Source organism: Cronobacter turicensis (assembly GCF_041222865.1).
In the GTDB taxonomy this organism is placed as follows: domain Bacteria; phylum Pseudomonadota; class Gammaproteobacteria; order Enterobacterales; family Enterobacteriaceae; genus Cronobacter; species Cronobacter turicensis.
The window spans coordinates 184309-204060 of record NZ_CP165997.1 but is presented as its reverse complement, the minus strand read 5'-3'; the positions used below and the strand labels follow the sequence as shown (position 1 = coordinate 204060).

The 19752-nt window shown below is 58.5% G+C and carries 15 protein-coding genes; 8 read left to right on the top strand and 7 right to left on the bottom strand.

Features of this window, described 5'->3' with window-relative positions:
• Nucleotide 1: 1 nt before the first annotated feature.
• Nucleotides 2–2044: an oligopeptidase A gene (gene prlC, locus AB8W27_RS00925; protein ID WP_041924219.1), complete on the bottom strand. Its 2043-nt coding sequence runs from the start codon at nucleotides 2042–2044 to the stop codon at nucleotides 2–4.
• A 192-nt stretch (nucleotides 2045–2236) separates the two neighbouring features.
• On the opposite strand from prlC, the gene AB8W27_RS00920 reads away from it, so the two are divergent.
• Nucleotides 2237–3079 (top strand): 23S rRNA (adenine(2030)-N(6))-methyltransferase RlmJ, encoded by an 843-nt coding sequence (locus AB8W27_RS00920; RefSeq protein WP_015742840.1) that lies wholly within the window; start codon nucleotides 2237–2239, stop codon nucleotides 3077–3079.
• 77 nt (nucleotides 3080–3156) lie between these two features.
• Complete coding sequence (gene gorA / locus AB8W27_RS00915) at nucleotides 3157–4509, top strand: glutathione-disulfide reductase (protein WP_015742841.1); 1353 nt, start codon at nucleotides 3157–3159, stop codon at nucleotides 4507–4509.
• 77 nt (nucleotides 4510–4586) lie between these two features.
• Here the strand turns inward: gorA and AB8W27_RS00910 are convergent, their stop codons facing one another.
• Nucleotides 4587–6191 (bottom strand): STY4199 family HEPN domain-containing protein, encoded by a 1605-nt coding sequence (locus tag AB8W27_RS00910; protein ID WP_015742842.1) that lies wholly within the window; start codon nucleotides 6189–6191, stop codon nucleotides 4587–4589.
• Nucleotides 6192–6463: 272 nt separating this feature from the next.
• On the opposite strand from AB8W27_RS00910, the gene AB8W27_RS00905 reads away from it, so the two are divergent.
• Together AB8W27_RS00905 and AB8W27_RS00900 are read left to right on the top strand one after the other, a co-directional pair.
• On the top strand, nucleotides 6464–7036 hold the full coding sequence (locus AB8W27_RS00905) for a GNAT family N-acetyltransferase (RefSeq protein ID WP_041924033.1): 573 nt from the start codon (nucleotides 6464–6466) through the stop codon (nucleotides 7034–7036).
• 197 nt (nucleotides 7037–7233) lie between these two features.
• Entirely contained in the window at nucleotides 7234–7632 is a 399-nt protein-coding gene (locus tag AB8W27_RS00900) for a YdeI family stress tolerance OB fold protein (RefSeq protein ID WP_007702943.1), read from the top strand.
• A 42-nt stretch (nucleotides 7633–7674) separates the two neighbouring features.
• Here AB8W27_RS00900 and AB8W27_RS00895 read toward each other — a convergent pair whose 3' ends face one another.
• Complete coding sequence (locus AB8W27_RS00895; RefSeq protein WP_015742845.1) at nucleotides 7675–8433, bottom strand: SDR family NAD(P)-dependent oxidoreductase; 759 nt, start codon at nucleotides 8431–8433, stop codon at nucleotides 7675–7677.
• Nucleotides 8434–8551: 118 nt separating this feature from the next.
• Between AB8W27_RS00895 and AB8W27_RS00890 the strand changes: the two genes are divergently transcribed.
• From AB8W27_RS00890 to AB8W27_RS00880, 3 genes are all read left to right on the top strand, one after another.
• Nucleotides 8552–9451 (top strand): LysR family transcriptional regulator, encoded by a 900-nt coding sequence (locus AB8W27_RS00890; protein ID WP_015742846.1) that lies wholly within the window; start codon nucleotides 8552–8554, stop codon nucleotides 9449–9451.
• A 52-nt stretch (nucleotides 9452–9503) separates the two neighbouring features.
• Nucleotides 9504–10538: an inner membrane protein YhjD gene (yhjD, locus tag AB8W27_RS00885; RefSeq protein WP_015742847.1), complete on the top strand. Its 1035-nt coding sequence runs from the start codon at nucleotides 9504–9506 to the stop codon at nucleotides 10536–10538.
• 273 nt (nucleotides 10539–10811) lie between these two features.
• The gene (locus AB8W27_RS00880; protein WP_007765262.1) at nucleotides 10812–12140 is read left to right on the top strand and encodes an MFS transporter; all 1329 of its coding nucleotides are present in this window, start codon (nucleotides 10812–10814) and stop codon (nucleotides 12138–12140) included.
• Nucleotides 12141–12472: 332 nt separating this feature from the next.
• Here the strand turns inward: AB8W27_RS00880 and AB8W27_RS00875 are convergent, their stop codons facing one another.
• Nucleotides 12473–14530 (bottom strand): AsmA family protein, encoded by a 2058-nt coding sequence (locus AB8W27_RS00875; RefSeq protein ID WP_015742848.1) that lies wholly within the window; start codon nucleotides 14528–14530, stop codon nucleotides 12473–12475.
• Nucleotides 14531–14594: 64 nt separating this feature from the next.
• On the bottom strand, nucleotides 14595–15368 hold the full coding sequence (gene pdeH / locus AB8W27_RS00870) for a cyclic-guanylate-specific phosphodiesterase (RefSeq protein ID WP_015742849.1): 774 nt from the start codon (nucleotides 15366–15368) through the stop codon (nucleotides 14595–14597).
• Between the two features lie 233 nt (nucleotides 15369–15601).
• On the opposite strand from pdeH, the gene AB8W27_RS00865 reads away from it, so the two are divergent.
• Nucleotides 15602–16534, top strand: coding sequence for a sugar kinase (locus AB8W27_RS00865; RefSeq protein WP_015742850.1), 933 nt, complete (start codon nucleotides 15602–15604; stop codon nucleotides 16532–16534).
• Between the two features lie 95 nt (nucleotides 16535–16629).
• Here AB8W27_RS00865 and AB8W27_RS00860 read toward each other — a convergent pair whose 3' ends face one another.
• Both AB8W27_RS00860 and AB8W27_RS00855 read right to left on the bottom strand, forming a co-directional pair.
• Complete coding sequence (locus tag AB8W27_RS00860; RefSeq protein WP_015742851.1) at nucleotides 16630–18108, bottom strand: pitrilysin family protein; 1479 nt, start codon at nucleotides 18106–18108, stop codon at nucleotides 16630–16632.
• Nucleotides 18109–18307: 199 nt separating this feature from the next.
• On the bottom strand, nucleotides 18308–19594 hold the full coding sequence (locus tag AB8W27_RS00855; protein WP_041924034.1) for a dicarboxylate/amino acid:cation symporter: 1287 nt from the start codon (nucleotides 19592–19594) through the stop codon (nucleotides 18308–18310).
• Nucleotides 19595–19752: the final 158 nt, after the last annotated feature.

Sequence of the window (19752 nt, the reverse complement as noted above, 5' to 3'; positions counted from 1 at the left end):
GTCAGCCCTGGATGCCGTAGTGTTCCAGCATCGCGTCGAGCTGCGGCTCGCGGCCGCGGAAGCGCTTGAACAGCTCCATTGGTTCTTCAGAGCCGCCGCGCGTCAGGATGTTATCAAGGAACGCCTGCCCGGTTTCGCGGTTGAAAATCCCCTCTTCTTCAAAACGGGAATACGCATCCGCCGCCAGTACGTCGGCCCACAGGTAGCTGTAGTAGCCTGCGGCGTAGCCGCCCGCGAAGATATGGCTGAACGCGTGCGGGAAGCGGCCCCAGGTCGGGCCCGGCACCACGGCGACCTGTTTTTTGATCTCCGCGAGCGTCTCCAGCACTTTCGCGCCCTGCTCCGGGCTGAACTGCGCATGCAGACGGAAATCGAACAGACCGAACTCCAGCTGGCGCAGGATGAACATCGCCGCCTGGTAGTTTTTCGCGGCCAGCATTTTATCCAGCAGCGCCTGCGGCAGCGGCTCGCCGGTTTCATAATGGCCAGAGATAAACGCCAGCGCCTCCGGCTCCCAGCACCAGTTTTCCATAAACTGGCTCGGCAGCTCGACGGCATCCCACGGCACGCCGCTGATCCCCGCCACCCCTGGGGTTTCGATGCGGGTCAGCATATGGTGCAGACCGTGGCCAAATTCATGGAACAGCGTGATCACTTCGTCATGGGTGAACAGCGCCGGTTTGCCGCTCACCGGGCGGTTAAAGTTACAGGTGAGGTAGGCGACCGGTTTTTGCAGCGAGCCGTCCGCTTTACGCATCTGGCCGACGCAGTCGTCCATCCACGCCCCGCCGCGCTTGTTCTCACGCGCGTAGAGATCGAGGTAGAAGCTGCCGCGCAGCTCGCCGCTCTCGTCATACAGCTCGAAGAAGCGCACGTCCGGGTGCCACACGTCGATATCTTTGCGCTCTTTGGCGCTGATGCCGTAAATGCGTTTCACCACTTCAAAGAGGCCGTTAACCGCTTTGTTTTCCGGGAAGTACGGGCGCAGCTGCTCATCGCTGATGCTGTAGAGATGCTGCTTCTGTTTTTCGCTGTAGTACGCGATATCCCAGGGTTGCAGCTCGTCGACGCTGAAGTGCGCTTTGGCGAAGGCGCGAAGCTGAGCGAGCTCTTTTTCGCCCTGCGGACGCGCGCGTTTGGCCAGATCGGTTAAGAAATCCAGCACCTGCTGCGGGTTTTCCGCCATTTTGGTGGCGAGAGATTTGTCAGCGTAGCTGTCAAAGCCCAGCAGTTGCGCCAGCTCGTGACGCAGCGCCAGGATCTCTTCCATCACCGGCGTGTTGTCCCATTTGCCCGCGTTCGGCCCCTGATCGGAGGCGCGCGTGCTGTAGGCGCGATACATCTCTTCGCGAAGCGCCTGATTGTCGCAGTAGGTCATCACCGGCAGGTAGCTTGGGATATCGAGCGTCAGCAGGAAGCCTTCTTGCTCTTTGGCTTCGGCCATCGCTTTCGCGGCCGCCAGCGCGCTTTCCGGCATCCCGGAAAGCTCAGATTCATCGGTAATCAGTTTCGTCCAGCCCTGCGTCGCGTCCAGCACGTTATTGCTGTAGAGCGAGCCAAGCTCAGAGAGGCGCGCGGCGATTTCGCCGTAGCGTTTTTGCTTCTCTTTCGGCAGGCCAATGCCGGAAAGCTCGAAATCGCGCAGCGCGTTATCGACCGCTTTTTTCTGCGCGGTGTCGAGCTTCGCGTAGTTCTCGCCGTCGCGTAAATCGCGATAGGCCTGGTAAAGCCCTTCGTGCTGGCCCACCCAGGTGCTGTATTCAGAGAGCAGCGGCAGCGTCTGCTCATAGGCTTCGCGCAACTCCGGGCTGTTTTTCACGGAGTTCAGATGGCTGACCGGCGAGAAAATACGGCCCAGTCGGTCGTCGGTTTCCGCCAGCGGCTGGCAGAGCGATTCCCAGCTGTAAGGCGCGCCGCGGCTGACTACCGCCTCCACCTGCGCGCGGCAATCTTCCAGCGCCTTTGTCACGGCTGGCACCACATGCTCGGGTTTAAGGGAGGAAAACGGCGGCAGTTCAAAAGGCGTCAGTAATGGATTGGTCATAAGCGCGTCCTGATTAGTGTTGTTAAGCGCATCTTGCAGCGACAATGTCTTGTAGCATGGGGTTTAGTGTAGTTAATTTCAATGGCTGGCGCTGGGCTTTACCCGCCACGACAGCACATCCCGTAAGCGGTCACTTTCCGGTATACTGTCCAGAATCGATGTTCATTTACGCCTTTTGGAAACCCATCCTCCATGCTCAGTTACCGCCACAGCTTCCACGCCGGCAACCACGCCGATGTCCTCAAACATACCGTCCAGAGCCTGATCATTGAATCGCTCAAAGAGAAAGACAAACCGTTTCTGTATCTGGATACCCACGCGGGCGCCGGGCGCTATCTGCTGAGCGGCGAACATGCCGAGCGCACGGGGGAATATCTTGAAGGCATCGCGCGCATCTGGCAGCGGGACGATCTGCCCGCCGAGCTTGAGCCATACATCAGCGCGGTATCGCATTTCAACCGCAGCGGCCAGCTGCGCTACTACCCCGGCTCGCCGCTTATCGCGCGCCAGCTGCTGCGCCCGCAGGACAGCCTGCAACTGACCGAGCTGCACCCGAGCGATTTCCCGCTGCTGCGCGGCGAATTTCAGAAAGATGAACGCGCCCGCGTCGAGCGCGCCGACGGCTATCAGCAGCTGAAATCGAAGCTGCCGCCCGCTTCGCGCCGCGGCCTGATCCTTATCGACCCGCCGTATGAAATCAAAACCGACTACCAGGCGGTGGTTCAGGGCATCAACGAAGGCTACAAACGCTTTGCGACGGGCGTCTATGCCCTCTGGTATCCGGTCGTCTTACGCAACCAAATCAAGCGTATGATGAACGATCTGGAATCCACCGGCATTCGCCGCATTCTGCAAATCGAGCTGGCGGTACGCCCGGACAGCGATCAGCGCGGCATGACCGCCTCGGGCATGGTGGTTATCAACCCGCCGTGGAAGCTTGAGCAGCAAATGGGGACGCTGCTGCCGTGGCTGCACAAGGCGCTGGTTCCGGCGGGCACCGGCCACACGACGCTTAAATGGGTTGTGCCGGAGTAATCGCAGCTATAGGTGGAACCCTGGCTCGTCAGGACTACAATCGCGTTAATTCGCATCATTATTAAAAGGTAACAGCCATGACCAGACACTACGACTACCTCGCCATCGGCGGCGGCAGTGGCGGTATCGCTTCTGTCAACCGTGCGGCCATGTACGGCCAGAAATGCGCCCTGATTGAAGCCAAAGCGCTGGGCGGCACCTGCGTCAACGTGGGCTGCGTACCGAAAAAAATCATGTGGCACGCCGCGCAAATCGCCGAGGCTATCCATCTTTACGGGCCGGATTACGGCTTCGACACCACCGTCAATCATTTTGACTGGCAGAAGCTGGTGGCGAGCCGCACCGCGTATATCGACCGCATCCATACGTCATATGACAACGTGCTGGGCAAGAATAACGTCGATGTGATCCAGGGTTACGCCCGCTTTGTGGACGCGCATACCGTTGAAGTGAACGGCGAGCGGATCACTGCCGATCATATCCTGATCGCGACCGGCGGCCGTCCGAGCCACCCTGATATTCCGGGTGCCGAATACGGTATCGATTCTGACGGTTTCTTCGCGCTGTCGGCGATGCCGCAACGCGTGGCGGTCGTCGGCGCGGGCTATATCGCTGTCGAGCTGGCGGGCGTTATCAACGCGCTGGGCGCAAAGACGCACCTGTTTGTGCGTAAGCACGCGCCGCTGCGCACGTTCGATCCGATGCTTTCCGAAACGCTGGTGGAAGTGATGCAGGCCGAAGGCCCGCAGCTGCATACCCATGCGACGCCGAAAGCCGTGGAGAAAAACAGCGATGGCAGCCTGACGCTGCGCCTGGAAGATGGCCGTTCAGAAACCGTCGACGCGCTGATCTGGGCGATTGGCCGCGAGCCGGAAACGGATAATTTCAACCTGGCGGCAACGGGCGTTAAAACCAACGAAAAAGGCTATATCGTCGTTGATAAATATCAGAATACCAACGTGCCGGGTATTTACGCCGTCGGCGATAATACCGGCGCGGTGGAGCTGACGCCGGTCGCGGTCGCGGCAGGCCGTCGCCTCTCCGAGCGCCTGTTTAACAACAAGCCGGATGAGCATCTGGATTACAACAACATTCCGACCGTGGTCTTCAGCCATCCGCCCATCGGCACCGTCGGGCTCACCGAGCCGCAGGCGCGCGAGCAATATGGCGACGCGGAGGTGAAAATCTACAAATCGTCGTTTACCGCGATGTACACCGCCGTCACCACGCACCGCCAGCCGTGCCGCATGAAGCTGGTCTGCGTCGGGCCGGAGGAGAAAATCGTCGGCATTCACGGGATCGGTTTCGGCATGGACGAAATGCTGCAGGGCTTTGCGGTGGCGCTGAAAATGGGCGCGACCAAAAAAGACTTCGACAACACCGTCGCCATCCACCCGACCGCCGCGGAAGAGTTTGTGACGATGCGCTAAGCGTTCATCGCCGCGGGTAAAAAGAAGGGGAAGCGTCTGCTTCCCCTTTTTGCTGCCGCGATTTTACTACCGCAAAATTACCGAATCGTCTGGTAAATCGTTTCGCGGATCTTCACCCATTTCTTCGTTTCATCGCCCGGATTCGCCTGCGCGCGCAGCTGCGCCTGCTCAAGCTCATACTTCTGGCGCTGCACCACCACCGGCACAGTACAAAACGCCTGAAGATATTGCTTACGCATGGATGTCATTTTCTCACCCTGCGACAGCGCGTGGCTTAAGGTTGTGATCATCCGGCGGCACGGTTTTTTCTCGTCCATCTGAAGGCGGTAGCGCAGCAGCGTTTCCAGCGTCTCTTCATGGTTTTTTGCAAGCGCCTGTTCGGTCCAGGCGACTTTCCAGTTCATCCCGGCTTCAAGAAAGAGACGTGTAACCACGTTATCATCGCGATCGATAGCCGCATGCAGGTTCTCTTCATCCCAGGTGATGCCCATATTGTTGAGCTTGTGGCGCGGGCTATCGTCGTTATTCTCCGGCTCGGCGGCCATGGCCGTGGCGACGGGCGCGGTCATTTCGCGCTCTGCGGCAGGCGGCCTGAGCGCATCGCTGGCGATAAACAGCGCGCCCACGACCATCGCGATAGCGCCGAGACCCACCGCGCCCCAGACCGCGCCCATGACCAGCTGGCGCGTCTCCTGCTGCTTGCCGTCCTGACGGCGGCTCGGGCTTTCGATGGCGTCGCGAACGTCAAAGATATCGCCGCCGACCACGCTGTTTTTCTTCGCGGCATGATCGATAAACGCTTTCAGCTGCACGTCATCGGCTTTCATCAACGCCGCCGGGTTCACACGCGTGCGCCCTTCGCCGCAGGCTTTATGCAGCGGCGCGCTGATGGCGTTGAAATAGTTATCCAGCATCACTTCCTGCGCGCCGGAAAGCGGTTTGCCGAGCGCGGCGTCGTTGCGGATCTCACGGATATCATCCAGCAAGGTTTGCAGCGTTTTGCGCGGCTCGACGAACAGCGTCAGCGAGGTCGCGCCCTGGAAGAGTTTGTCGTAGTGACGGGCGAAGAGCTTTTTATCCACCACCAGCATCGCCAGCTCGCTGAACAACATGCCGCTCAGGATATCGCCCTTGTCGCCCATCTTCAGCCAGCGACGTACTTTGTCGCCGCCGCACAGCTGTTTAAGCTGGTTAACGCGCTGTTGTTCATCCGGCCAGGCTTCGCGCGCCATGCCGCGCAGCGTCAGATCCAGCGCGCGCAACTGGCGCAGCGCGTCGGGCTGCATCTGCGCTTTATCCACATCCATATCGGTGGAGTAACCCAGTTTCGGCTGCTGGTTACGCACCTTTTCAAGACAGGTCACAAAACGCAGCGCCGCGAGGAGCTGGTTTTCCGTGACATCCTGGCCGCTCTCATACTGCGGCACCAGTTGCTGTAAATGGCGCAGCTGTAACGTGAACTGCGACATACCGGCGTCGTTAAGATTCAGGCGTCGGGCGACGGTCGCCCAGTTGCCGAGATTCAGACGCGCCTGATCGAGCTGCTGTAAAAACCACTGCGGATCCTTGCCCTCCGCAACGTTAACGCCAAGCAAAACCAGAATTTCAACTGACGCCTGGCGAATAACCGTGAGCGCAGTTTCAAATGTTTCTCTTACCAGAGGCTGTGTGGAGCGGGCCATGTTGCATCCTTTTCACGCTCAACGCTCCGACAAAAACGCAAACGGAGCGGGCGAAATTTCACTTAAGTATATTGTTATTTCTGAATTTTTTTGTCTGCGCTGACGGGCAGTGAAACAACATAGCTGAAAATGGCAGGAAAAAAAGTGACACATCGAATTTTGCGTGAAAAATCGCCGTTCCCTGCCTGAAATAGCAGGAAAACGGCGGCGGAAATGACAGCGGCGCGCTTTTCAGGCAACACTGTTTGCTGCCCTTACCACGCGGAGCCCCTATGCACACCGACACGCCCTTTAACGACGCCCAGCTGACGTTTGATTCTGCCCACCTCGTCTACCGGCCTCTCTCGCCCGACGACTGGCCGTTCTTTTTAAGCCTGCAACGTGACGACAAGGTGATGCGCTTTGTGGCCGACCCGCGCCCTGACGCGCAGCGGATGCAGGATTTCGCGGCGCGCCTGCCGCCCTGGACGCCCGCAAGCGCCCGTTGGCTCTGTTTGCTGATAAGCGAGAAGCGCAGCGGCCAGCCGGTCGGCGTGACGGGCTTTGTGATGCGCGGCGAGGATATCGCGGAGGTAGGATTTTTGCTGAGCAGCGCCTTTCAGGGCCGGGGTTACGGCTATGAATCGTTGCGCGCGCTCTGCCGTCTCGCCTTTGAAGGCTGCGGCCTGAGGCGTCTCGCGGCGACGGTGACCGGCGGCAATATCGCCTCGAAAAAGACGCTGGAAAAGGCGGGTTTTCTTCAGGAAGGCACGCTGCGGGAGAGCTATTTTCTTGGCGGCCAGTGGCATGACGACTGGCTGTTCGGCCTGCTGGCGCGCGACTATTTACCGGAGCGTTATCCATGACGCAAAGGTGGGTGCGCAGGCGCTTACCCACCCTACGCAAGTCCCCGTTTGGCAGGGCGGGTAAGCGCAGCGCACCCGCCGCCTGACCGTCTGAATTCTCCGCCGCCTGCCCTCCACATGCGACTACGCTGAAAGACGTTTTTGCTTCCTTGTGCCAGGCTTAAAAGACATTCACCTGAAAAAACACAGGGAGACGTATGAAAAAAACAGTGATTATCGCAACGCTTTCCGCGTTATTAGCGCTGCCTGCGCTGGCGGAAGAGAAAGGTGGCTTTAAAAACGACGAAGCGCCGCCGCCGCCGCATCAGCTTAAAGAAGGCTATCGCGGCATCACGGATGCCCGTTCGATAGACGTTAAACAGGCGAAAGAGATGCACGACGGCGCGTCCGTAACGCTGCGTGGCTATCTGATTAAGAAGAAAGGCGAAGATGTCTATCAGTTCCGCGATAAAGGCGGCGATATCGACGTGATGATCCCGCATGCGGTTTTTGAAGGCAAAGATGTCAGCCCGGATGAACTGGTGGGGATCAGCGGCACGCTGGATAAGAAACAGCAGCCGTACCGCATTCGCGTGACGCATTTCCAGAAAGAATAACGCTACCCTGCCTTGCCCGGTTGCGCCGGGCAAGGCGGTCTTTTACAGGAACATCCCGCCGGAAACCTCAATCCGCTGCGCATTCATCCAGCCCAGCTCGTCGCCGATAATCACCGCTATCGCCGCGCCGATATCATCAGGCAGGCCCACGCGCCCCAGCGCCGTCTGCGAGGCGATAAAGCGGTTAAGCTCCTCGTTATCGCGCACCCGCCCCCCGCCAAAATCAGTTTCAATCGCGCCAGGCGCGATGATATTCACCGCAATATTGCGGCTGCCGAGCTCTTTTGCCTGATAGCGCGTGAGCACTTCCATCGCGCCTTTCATCGAGGCATACGCGGAGTAGCCCGGCAGGGCAAAGCGCGTCAGTCCGCTGGAGACGTTGAGGATACGTCCGCCATCGTTGATCAGCGGCAGCAGTTGTTGGGTCAGGAAGAACGGTCCTTTGAAGTGAATGTTCACTAACTCATCAAACTGCGCTTCGCTGAACTCCCCAAACGGCGCATAAATGCCAATCCCCGCATTGTTGATTAAATAATCAAAACTGGCGCGCTGCCAGGTCTGTTGCAGCTGCGCCTTCACCTGCGAAACGAATGTCGGGAAAGACGCGCTATCGGCGACATTCAATGCAAGAGCCGCTGCTTTCACGCCTTTTTGTTCAATTTCATGTACGACGGCCTCGGCATCTTCCCGTCGGCTCTGGTATGTCAGCAAAACGCCAATTCCACGTTCAGCGAGCTTCAGCGCTGCGTTTTTACCAAGCCCGCGGCTGCCACCGGTAATGATTGCGATACGTTGCGTCATAAATACCTCTTCTGGGTCAGGGTGATGATTAAAAAAGAGCTTATTAGCTGACACAGAAACGATAAAGAGCGCAAAATAAGCTTTACTGTTTCATTAACAACAACAATGAGGGCGAGCGATGGATAAAATTCACGCAATGCGTTTATTCGTGCGAGTCGCGGAGCTGGAGAGTTTTACCCGCGCCGCCGAGACCCTGAGCCTGCCTAAGGGCAGCGTGTCGCGACAGGTACAGGCGCTGGAGAGCGCGCTCGGCACGCGTCTGCTGCACCGCACAACGCGACGGGTACATCTTACTCAGGACGGCCAGGTCTATTACGAGCGCGCGCGCGACCTGCTCGCTAATCTCGACGAGCTGGACGGGCTGTTTCTGCACGATCCGGCGAGCATCAGCGGGCGGCTGCGGGTCGATATGCCGGTCGCGGTGGCGCAAAGCGTGGTGATCCCGCGTCTGCCGGAGTTTCTTCACCACTACCCCGGCATCGCCCTTGAGCTGGGCAGCAGCGACCGTCTGGTGGATGTGGTGCGCGAAGGCTTCGACTGCGTGGTGCGCGTCGGCCAGCTGAAGGATTCCGGGCTGGTAGCGCGTCCGCTTGGCAAATTAAGCCAGGTTAACTGCGCAAGCCCGGACTATCTGGCGCGCTTCGGCTGCCCGGAAACGCTCGACGATCTCGCGTCGCACGCGCTGGTGCATTACACGCCCACGCTTGGCACACGACCGGCAGGCTTTGAAATCGGGCGTGAAAACGGAAGTGAGTGGATACCAACCGGCGGCGTGTTGACGGTGAACAGCACGGAAACCTACCAGGCCGCCTGTTTCGCCGGGCTGGGGATTATTCAGGTGCCGCGCATCGGGGTACGAGAAGCGCTGCGCAGCGGAAAACTCGTGGAAGTGCTGCCGCAATATCGCGCCGCGCCGATGCCGGTCTCGCTGATTTATCCGCACCGGCGGCATCTCTCGCGCCGCGTACACCTGTTTATGGAGTGGCTGGCGACCGTCATGAAAGGTTACGTTGACTAGCAGCGGGCTATACTTGGAAGCAAGTTGTAAAAAATAAAAGGAATCAACGCTAATGACCACGCCGGAGCAGCCTGCTAAACGCCCGACCGAAGATCTGAAATACCAGCCTGTCCCGCAGCTGGATACGCGCCCTGAAGAGAAAAAAACCGATGACAAACCCGCTGAGGGCGTCATCGGCGCCGTGAAACAGAAGGTCGAGAACGTGGAGCGCCGTCCGGCGGTCGCTCATCTGATCCGCGCCTTTGAACGGTTTAACGAACGTATGGGGAACCAGTTCGGCGCTGCCATTACCTATTTTTCGTTTTTATCGATGATCCCGATCCTGATGGTGTCGTTTGCGGTCGCGGGTTTTGTGCTCGCCTCGCACCCGACGCTGCTCCAGGATATTTTTAATAAAATTCTGCAAAGCGTCAGCGATCCGACGCTTGCGAAAACGCTCAGCAGCAGCATTAACGCCGCCGTGGAGCAGCGCACCACCGTCGGGATTGTCGGCTTTGCCGTCGCGCTCTATTCCGGCGTGAACTGGATGGGGTATCTGCGCGAGGCTATCCGCGCGCAGTTCCGTGACGACTGGGAGCGCGGCGCGGTTGAAGATAAAGAAAAGTTCTGGCTGAAATACCTGCGCGATTTTATTTCGCTGATTGGCCTGCTGGTGGCGCTGGTCATCACGATGTCTATTACCTCTGTCGCGGGCTCGGCCCAGGAGACGATTATCCGGCTGCTGCGCCTGGACGCCATCGGCTGGCTGAAACCGGTCTGGCATATGATCGGGCTTGCGGTCTCCTTCTGCGCCAACTATCTGCTTTTCTTCTGGATTTTCTGGCGTCTGCCGCGTCATCGCCCACGCAAAAAAGCGCTGCTGCGCGGCACCGTAATTGCGGCCATTGGCTTTGAAGTTATCAAAATCATTATGACCTATACGCTGCCGTCGCTGGTGAAATCGCCATCCGGCGCGGCGTTCGGCTCGGTGCTGGGGCTGATGGCGTTCTTCTATTTCTTCGCGCGCCTGACGCTGTTCTGCTCCGCCTGGATAGCCACCGCGCAATATAAAAACGACCCGCAGATGCCGGGTAAAAGCGATACCTGACGCCTTCGCGCGGGCCGGAAAAACGCATTTTTTCAGCCCGCCGTCTTCCTTTCAGAATAAAAATCCAGGGTGTAACTTTTATTTAACCTAAAACCAGTTTTATCGACTGAATATAAAATTCTGTGAAGCATTTCATAGAAGAGAATCAGCTGGCGCTAAAACTATCCGCTTTTTGCCTGTTTTTTGCGCGCCTTTGCGGCGTCTGCTGAATTGAAATGTCGTTTTTGCTGTGGCTAATATGGGGTTTCGACGGTACTAAAATAAGAAAATTCTATGCAAGCATCCATCGCCACCAGCATCGACAACGAACAAGACGCCACGCCCGTTAACTCGCGCAGTAAGGTCGTCATCGCCTCGCTCATCGGCACCGCCATTGAGTTCTTCGATTTCTACATTTACGCCACCGCGGCGGTGATTGTGTTCCCGCACATTTTCTTCCCGCAGGGCGATCCGACCGCCGCGACGCTACAGTCGCTGGCGACGTTTGCCATCGCCTTCGTGGCGCGCCCTATCGGCTCCGCGGTGTTTGGCCATTTCGGCGACCGCGTGGGCCGTAAGGTCACGCTCGTGGCCTCGCTGCTGACCATGGGCATTTCAACCGTCCTGATCGGCCTTCTGCCAGGCTATGAATCAATCGGCATTATGGCCCCGCTGCTGCTGGCGCTGGCGCGCTTCGGCCAGGGCCTGGGCCTGGGCGGCGAATGGGGCGGCGCGGCGCTGCTGGCCACCGAGAACGCTCCGGCGCATAAACGCGCGCTGTATGGCTCCTTCCCGCAGCTCGGCGCGCCTATCGGCTTCTTCTTCGCCAACGGTACGTTCCTGCTGCTCTCGTGGCTGCTGACCGACGAGCAGTTCATGAGCTGGGGCTGGCGCGTGCCGTTTATCTTCTCCGCCGTGCTGGTGCTGATTGGCCTGTATGTGCGCGTGTCGCTGCATGAAACGCCGGTTTTCGCCAAAATCGCCAAAGCGAAGAAGCAGGTGAAAGTGCCGCTTGGCACGCTGCTGACGAAACATATGCGCGTCACGGTGCTTGGCACGTTCATTATGCTCGCCACGTATACGCTGTTTTACATCATGACGGTCTATTCGATGACCTTCAGCACCACGCCGGCGGCGCAGGGCGGGCTGGGCTTCCCGCGTAACGACGTGCTGTGGATGCTGATGATGGCGGTGATAGGCTTTGGCCTGATGGTGCCGATCGCGGGCCTGCTGGCGGACCGTTTCGGGCGTCGTAAGAGCATGATCGTTATTACCACGCTGATTCTGCTGTTCGCGCTGTTCGTGTTCCCGCCGCTGCTGGGTTCCGGCAGCCAGACGATGGTGATGGCGTATCTGTTGATTGGCCTGAGCCTGATGGGCCTGACGTTTGGCCCGATGGGCGCGCTGCTGCCGGAGCTGTTCCCGACCGAAGTGCGCTACACCGGCGCGTCGTTCTCCTACAATGTGTCGTCGATTCTCGGCGCATCGGTCGCGCCGTATATCGCCACCTGGCTGCAGGCGAATTATGGGCTGTTTTACGTGGGGATTTATCTGGCGGCGATGGCGGCGCTGACGCTTATCGCGCTGATTGCCACCAAAGAGACGCGTCATCAGTCGCTGTGATTGAAGCATGTTAATAAAAAGGCTGCCCGCGGGCGGCCTTTTTTATGGGGTACGGCTGTGGGGCTGGCGGGTGCGCGGTGCTTACCCGCCCTACAAATGATATGAACGGCTGCGCCTGACGGCGGGTGCGCGGCGCTTACCCGCTCTACGCATGATATTAACGGCCTGCGCCTGACGGCCGGTGCGCGGCGCTTACCCGCTCTACAAATGATATTGACGGCCTGCGCCTGGCGGCGGGTGCGCGGCGCTTACCCGCCCTACAGGCTGCGTGCCGGGAGAGAGATGATGTAGGGTGGGTAAGCGTAGCGCACCCACCTTGTACTTAAACGTCATTACTTCTTCATCTGCCCGAGGATCGTGCTGCACTGGTTCTCGCTGCCTTCGGACGGCGAAATCAGCGCCAGCAACGCGGCGGCGGGCGTGACCAGCGTCGCGAGCGCCGCCGCGACGGCGCCGCGGGCAATCAACGGCCCCGGTTTCACGCCATAATCCGGATCTTTAAAGGTGCCGCGCACGTACAGCGGCGAGCGCAGCGTCACGATGCGCACTCCTTTGCTTTCCGGGTTAACGGTGAGATCCAGCCGCTCGTCGGCGAAACTGGTGGTGCCGGTAATATTAATCAGCGCATTTTCGGTATCAAAGGCGAAAATCTCCGGACGCGCCACGCCGTTGGTCAGGTTCAGGTTCGCCGCCGCGCAGTTCACCCGCACTTCGTCGTCGCCGAAAATCTGCCCGACGATAAAGTTACCCACGTTAAGCCCCAGTATTTCCATCAGGTTGCGGCTGATGACGCCGTCATTCATCAGGAGCTTCAGGTTGCCATCACTGGTGCCGAGCAACGACGCGACAGAGTTGCCGGTGCCGCGCAGTTTCGCATCACCGTTCAGTTCGCCAAGCGTACGCTGCATCAGCTCCACGTCCGGCATCAGCTCTTTAAGCTTCAGACGCCGCGCCTGGATGTCCGCCGCGCCCTGCATCGGTTGCTTGTCGCCGTCGAGATGAATATTGGCGTCGATAGTGCCGCCCGCCATACCAAATTTCAGCGGCTTAAGACGCAAATCGCCATTGGCGAGCAGAATATGGGTGGTGAGATCGCTAATCGGCAGGCGTGAGCTGTGCTCGATGCGGCGGCCTTTAAAGCGCACGTCGGCATCCATCACGTCCCACTTGTTGGTTTCAAAGGTGTCGTGCGGCAGCACTTTGTCGCCGGGCTGCGCCGGTTTTTCGCCTTTTTTCTGCTCGGAATTCTTGCTCTTCTCCGCCCCGGCGCCGGAATCGACGCCGATCAGCGGGCCGAGGTCGGCAAGCCGCAGCTGGCGCGACTCCAGATCCCCTTCCAGTTTCGGCCGCGGTTTGCCCTGGCTGTAGGTCAGCGAGCCGTGAATATCGCTCTCGCCAATGCGCCCGTTAAAGCCGCGGTAGTCATAGACCGAGCCTTTATCGCTGTTGATTTTCGCCACCAGGCGGCCGTCGGTTTCAAAGGGCGGCGTATCGGGCAGCAGCACGCCGGTCAGCTCGTAGAGATCGCCCAGCGAATTACCGGCGAATTTCAGCTGTAAATCGACGCCGCCCATGTTCATCGGATCGTTGACCGTCCCGGCAAACGCCACGCGGGTGTCGCCGGAGCGCAGATCCGCCTGCACCGGGAATGGCGTGCCTTTGCTTTTCAGCGCCAGCATCCCGCCGATTTTCCCGTCGCCGCGCAGCGGCTGGTTATTATAGGTGCCGCGCGCCTTCAGGCCGAACACATAATCGCCGACCTTATCGTTCCCTTTTTTGCCTTTTTCACCGGTCACTTCGTTAAACGGCAGCGGTTTGCCGAGCGGATCGATGAGGATCTCCACATCGGCGCGGCTGACGTTATCATCCACCCGCAACCGGCCCTGATCGAACAGAATATTATCGAGCCGGAAAGACCAGGATGACGGCGGCTGCGCCTCCTCGCCTTCGCTCTGCTTCATGTCGAACGTCCAGTTATTGGTCTTTTCCGACAGGCGGATCAGTTGCGCGTCCGGCTTCTGGAATTTAATCCACGGGAGATAAACCGTTTTGGTGAGCAGCGCCAGCGGGGCGAGGGTCGCCTCCACGCGGGGCAGGTGGATCATGGTGACTTGCGGAATATCAGGCGGGTTGCCGAGTACGACATCTTCAGCATGTACGTGCGGCCAGGGCACCCAGCTTCGCCAGCCGGGCTCTTCTTTGTTTCGCTCCCATACCACGCCCAAATCGCCACGTATGGCAAAGGGGCGGTTTAGCTCCGTGGAGACCTTCTGGTTGATGGTCGGCTTAAGCCGATTCCAGTCAAACGTCGCGATAATGATGATTGCGACTACGACCAGCAACAAGAAAACCCCTGCTACCACGCTGATAATTTTGGTTGTTTTTGTCATCCTCACACCTCGTCCTGATGATGCCTGCCTCCACTAAAGATAGTTGACGACAGCGCAAAGCTCATCAGGAGAGTCTGAGTATTACCTTTTCCAGCGTTTCGAATGGCACAGGGCGCGACAGAAAATACCCTTGCGCGGCCAGCGCAGGCGACTGCTGTACATCCTGCCACTCTTCCAGCGTTTCCACGCCTTCAACAATCACGCCTTCGCAGTAGTGATTCATCAGTTGCAGCAGCATCGTGAACAGGTTGCGGCCCTCGCTGCTCTGACGCAGCATGATGAACAGATCGCGCGCCACTTTAATGTAGTCATAACGCACTTCGTTCAGCGCCGAGAAGTTCGCCATACCGGTGCCGAAATCGTCCAGCCACAGCGGGCCGAATTCGCAGAAGCTCGCGAACGTCGAATCCTGCGGCAGGCTGATATGCTCCACCAGCTCAAAGCGCACCCACGGCAGCGATTCAGTCAGGACGCGGATCTGCGGCATGTCGCGCATGGCCATCAGCGTCGGGCCGTCGACATTAACGGACGCCAGAATATTATTTTCCGTAAAAAACGGCGCGCGCGATGACAGGACCTGTAACTGTTCTTCGATAACGTCCACGCGATAACGTACCGGCAGCCCGGCAAAATAACGGTCTGGCGCGATGCGACGCGCAGGGTCGCCCGGGTGCGTGACGACCGTCAGCAGCTCAACCGCCAGCAGGCGCCCGTCAGTCCGGTATATCGGCTGATAGGTGTAGGTGCGCTCGCACTGCAGCCAGTACCGCCGCTCGTGCAGGCTTTCGACACTCGCCGACGGCAACGCCAACCGGTGAGTGACCTGTTTTAAATTCATGGTAAATGGTCCTGTTGTGTGATGGCTTACCGGGACTCGTCCAGGAATTATCGGCTCAAGAATTGAGAACTTTATGCACAGTTGTCCGACCCGCAGGTTAATAAGGTATAACGCTTTTCTTCAGGAATATTGGTTCAGCTCAAAAAATAATGGAACAGCGTTTTAAAAGATTTGACTGCGCGATCGCGGCGGCACACACTAACGCCCATCTTCTCGTTTTCAGGTGAGTCACTATGTCAGAGCAAAAGATTGCCGTGATTGGCGAATGCATGATTGAACTGTCGGAAAAAGGCGCGCAGGTAAACCGCGGCTTTGGCGGCGATACGCTCAATACCGCGGTTTATGTCGCCCGTCAGGTAAGCCCGAAGGCGCTGTCGGTGCACTATGTGACCGCGCTTGGCAAAGACAACTTCAGCCAGCAGATGCTCGACGCCTGGCAGGCCGAAAACGTGCACACCGAACTCACCCAGCGCATGGATAACCGCCTGCCGGGGCTCTATTACATCGAAACCGACGCGCGCGGCGAACGCACGTTCTGGTACTGGCGCAACGAGGCGGCCGCCCGTTTCTGGCTGGAGAGCGACGAGGCCGACGCCATCTGCGCACAGCTGGCGCAGTTTGATTACCTCTACCTGAGCGGCATCAGCCTGGCGATTTTAAGCCCGCAGAGTCGCGAGAAGCTGCTCGGCCTGCTGAAAGCCTGCCGCGCCAACGGCGGTAAAGTGATTTTCGATAACAACTATCGCCCGCGCCTGTGGGCGAGCCGTGAGGAGACGCAGCAGGTTTACCAGCAGATGCTGGGCTGCACCGATATCGCCTTCCTGACGCTGGATGACGAAGATGCGCTGTGGGGCGAAAAACCTGTCGACGACGTTATCGCGCGCACCCAGGCGGCAGGCGTGCGTGAAGTGGTGATTAAGCGCGGCGCCGAATCATGCCTGGTGGCGGTACAGGGCGAGGCGCTCTGTGAAGTGCCCGCCGTGAAATTGCCGAAAGAGAAAGTCATCGACACCACCGCGGCGGGCGACTCATTCAGCGCCGGTTATCTGGCGGTACGCCTGACGGGCGGCAGCGCAGAAGCCGCGGCAAAACGCGGCCACCTGACCGCCAGCACCGTGATTCAGTATCGCGGCGCGATCATCCCGCGCGAGGCGATGCCGCAGTAAACCACGCCGCCTGATGAGCTGGCCCCTGCGCCGGGCTTTTTATTGATGCGCGCATAAAAAAACCCGGCCAGTGCCGGGTTTTTTATGTGCGGTTATCAGCGGGCTGGCGGAATGTCGGTAACATCCGGGCGCGGTTCATCCTGCGCAGGCGCTGCCGTTACGGGCATCATGATGCGATCCCACGTCTCCTGGAGCGCCTTCACGCTGTACTCTTCTTCGCCCTTCGGTTGCAGCAGAATCAGCGCCATTTCCTGGGATAACTGCTGGCGTAAATCCTGGTTCAGCTCCGCGGCGGTCAGGTTATTGAGGAAGCTCTGACGCAGGTTCTGGTACTGCTCCGGCGCGATATCCACCACCTGATTTTGCAGCGAGCGCATCCGCTGATTAATGAGCACATCGGTATCGGTGCGCGCATAGGTGGCGAACAACTTCTGCAGCTCCAGTTTTTTCTGGGCGATCAGGGCGTTGAATTCATCCACCGACAGGCCTTTTTCACGCACGCCAGCCAGCTCGCGGGCGATCAGCGCCAGATTGCTGTCGAGTTTATCGTTCGGCGATTCGACGTTAATGGCGCACTGCGCGCGCTGGAACAATACGCGGCAGTCAAAGCCGATGCCGATGTCTTTGATGTTGTTTTTGCTTAAGTTCTGCTGCACGTGCCAGAACAGCGCTTCGCGCGCCAGGTCCGCGCGCCAGTAGCGTTGCAGCGCGGAGGACTCGCGAATCGGCTGCCAGGGGTTGTCCCACATAATAGAGAGGCGATCCTGACGCACGCTGTCGGTCATGATGGCGACCGGCTCGCGGCGCAGCGGCGACAGCGTCGGCACCGGAGCCGGGGTTTCGCGTTTGCCTTTCAGCTCGCCGAACGCTTTGTTGATTTGTTCCGCCACGGCGCGGCTGTCGACGTTGCCGACCACGATAAGCGTCATGGCGTCCGGGGTGTACCACTTCTTGTAATACGCTTTAAGCTGTTGCGCATCCACCGGCTGTTTCAGCTCGACAGAAGGATCGTGGCCCAGCAGCGTGGAGCCTTTCAGGCGCTGACGCCACCAGCCATCCTGCGTATCCGGCCAGGTGGCGACCATATCCTGCGTCTGCAGCGCTTTAGTAATGCTTTCCGGCGTAATCGCGACCCGCCCGGCGGTATCGGAGAGATACGTCAGCGCTTCTTTCAGCAGGTCGTTGCGGTTATTCGGCAGGCTCAGGTTGAACAACGTGTAATCGTAAGAAACCACCACCGGCGGCATCGGGCGCTTCGGATCGATGCTCTGCTGCCAGAGCGAGCGCGCCTGCACGGCCTGGAGGCTTCCGCTCTGGGTCAGGGCCAGACGCGGCAGAAAGCGGGTATAGCCGCTCTGTTGAGTATTTTCCGCCAGCGAGCCGGTATTAATGGTCAGACGAATTTCAACGCGGTCGCTAGGGCGCTGCGGCGTGGAGAGGATTTGCCACTGAAAGCCATTGCTCAGCGTGCCCTGTTGCCAGGCCGGGTCGGGCTGGAGCGGTTCTGCCTGCACGAGGCTGGCGGCTACCATCAGTAAGCCGCCAGCGATGAGTCGGATTCTTGTGCCCTGCATGTATACCCCTGATCAACATTCCTGGTTAAAAACAGTTAAATGGCGACAAAAGGCTGCTGCGGCCCGTCGCCAAAGAGAGCGCTTAAACTTTTCGTAAGACCGCAAAAATGCGGAAATGTCGCGCAATAGCGTGAAATAAAAGTTAATTATGCGCAGGCACCCGCCGCCAGAGCAAGCAGCGGCGGGCTAAAGAGTGAGATCAGGAGGAGATTTGCTGCGTTTTAGCGGCGGAATTCTTGTTATTCAGGGTGTCATGCAGCTGTTTTTCATCAAGCTCTTTTACCCACTTCGCGACCACGACCGTCGCGACGCCGTTACCCACAAGGTTGGTTAACGCGCGCGCTTCAGACATAAAGCGGTCGATGCCAAGGATCAGCGCAAGCCCGGCGACCGGCAGATGGCCGACAGCGGAGAGGGTGGCCGCCAGCACAATAAATCCACTGCCCGTCACGCCCGCTGCGCCTTTCGACGACAGCAACAACACCACCAGCAGCGTTATCTGATGAAAAATATCCATGTGGCTGTTGGTCGCCTGGGCGATAAACACCGCCGCCATCGTCAGGTAAATCGAGGTGCCGTCGAGGTTAAACGAGTAGCCGGTCGGGATAACCAGCCCCACTACCGATTTACGGCAGCCTAGTTTTTCCATTTTATCGAGCATACGCGGCAGCGCGGATTCGGACGACGACGTGCCGAGCACGATCAGCAACTCTTCGCGGATATAACGAATGAATTTAAAGATGTTAAAGCCCGTCGCGCGGGCGATGCTCCCCAGCACAACCACCACGAACAGAATACAGGTGAGGTAGAAGCAGATAATCAGCTGGCCGAGCTGCACCAGCGTGCCGACGCCATATTTACCAATGGTGAACGCCATGGCGCCGAACGCGCCGATGGGCGCGAGACGCATGATCATGTTGATGATGCCGAAGATGACCTGCGAGAAGCTTTCAATCACGTTGAAAATCAGCTGGCCGTTGCGGCCCAGGCGGTGCAGCGCAAAACCAAACAGCACGGCGAACAGCAGAACCTGTAAGATATTGCCGCTGGCGAACGCGCCGATAACGCTTGAAGGGATAACATCCATCAGGAACGCGACGATGCCCTGCTGCTGCGCCTGCTCGGCATAGACCGCGACGGCTTTCGCGTCGAGCGTCGCCGGATCGACGTTCATGCCAGCGCCCGGCTGGATCACGTTCACAATCACCAGGCCTATGATCAGCGCAATGGTACTGACGATTTCAAAATAGAGCAGCGCGACCGCGCCGGTGCGCCCCACCGCCTTCATACTTTCCATACCCGCGATGCCGGTCACGACGGTACAGAAAATCACCGGCGCGATAATCATTTTAATCAGCTTCACGAAGGCGTCGCCCAGCGGTTTCATCTGCGCGCCCAGTTCCGGGTAGAAGTGACCGAGCAATATCCCGATGGCTATTGCGGTCAGTACCTGAAAATAAAGGCTTTTGAAAATAGAGAGTTTCATAGGGGTGTCCTTGAAGGTAATAACCACAGGAATTGTGTGTGAAAATCCCACCTGTAGCGCTAAAAGTAACACCCGTAAAACATGCCAGAAATATCAGAGCATCAAATAGGAAACATAAATGTTAAGATCTATGAGCTGAAACGCGTCAGCTCCTGGTA

What these genes read in the sequence shown, in the direction of transcription:
- prlC (WP_041924219.1), bottom strand. Translation starts at nt 2,044, where the DNA reads ATGACCAATCCATTACTGACGCCTTTTGAACTGCCGCCGTTTTCCTCC.
- AB8W27_RS00920 (WP_015742840.1), top strand. Translation starts at nt 2,237, where the DNA reads ATGCTCAGTTACCGCCACAGCTTCCACGCCGGCAACCACGCCGATGTC.
- gorA (WP_015742841.1), top strand. Translation starts at nt 3,157, where the DNA reads ATGACCAGACACTACGACTACCTCGCCATCGGCGGCGGCAGTGGCGGT.
- AB8W27_RS00910 (WP_015742842.1), bottom strand. Translation starts at nt 6,191, where the DNA reads ATGGCCCGCTCCACACAGCCTCTGGTAAGAGAAACATTTGAAACTGCG.
- AB8W27_RS00905 (WP_041924033.1), top strand. Translation starts at nt 6,464, where the DNA reads ATGCACACCGACACGCCCTTTAACGACGCCCAGCTGACGTTTGATTCT.
- AB8W27_RS00900 (WP_007702943.1), top strand. Translation starts at nt 7,234, where the DNA reads ATGAAAAAAACAGTGATTATCGCAACGCTTTCCGCGTTATTAGCGCTG.
- AB8W27_RS00895 (WP_015742845.1), bottom strand. Translation starts at nt 8,433, where the DNA reads ATGACGCAACGTATCGCAATCATTACCGGTGGCAGCCGCGGGCTTGGT.
- AB8W27_RS00890 (WP_015742846.1), top strand. Translation starts at nt 8,552, where the DNA reads ATGGATAAAATTCACGCAATGCGTTTATTCGTGCGAGTCGCGGAGCTG.
- yhjD (WP_015742847.1), top strand. Translation starts at nt 9,504, where the DNA reads ATGACCACGCCGGAGCAGCCTGCTAAACGCCCGACCGAAGATCTGAAA.
- AB8W27_RS00880 (WP_007765262.1), top strand. Translation starts at nt 10,812, where the DNA reads ATGCAAGCATCCATCGCCACCAGCATCGACAACGAACAAGACGCCACG.
- AB8W27_RS00875 (WP_015742848.1), bottom strand. Translation starts at nt 14,530, where the DNA reads ATGACAAAAACAACCAAAATTATCAGCGTGGTAGCAGGGGTTTTCTTG.
- pdeH (WP_015742849.1), bottom strand. Translation starts at nt 15,368, where the DNA reads ATGAATTTAAAACAGGTCACTCACCGGTTGGCGTTGCCGTCGGCGAGT.
- AB8W27_RS00865 (WP_015742850.1), top strand. Translation starts at nt 15,602, where the DNA reads ATGTCAGAGCAAAAGATTGCCGTGATTGGCGAATGCATGATTGAACTG.
- AB8W27_RS00860 (WP_015742851.1), bottom strand. Translation starts at nt 18,108, where the DNA reads ATGCAGGGCACAAGAATCCGACTCATCGCTGGCGGCTTACTGATGGTA.
- AB8W27_RS00855 (WP_041924034.1), bottom strand. Translation starts at nt 19,594, where the DNA reads ATGAAACTCTCTATTTTCAAAAGCCTTTATTTTCAGGTACTGACCGCA.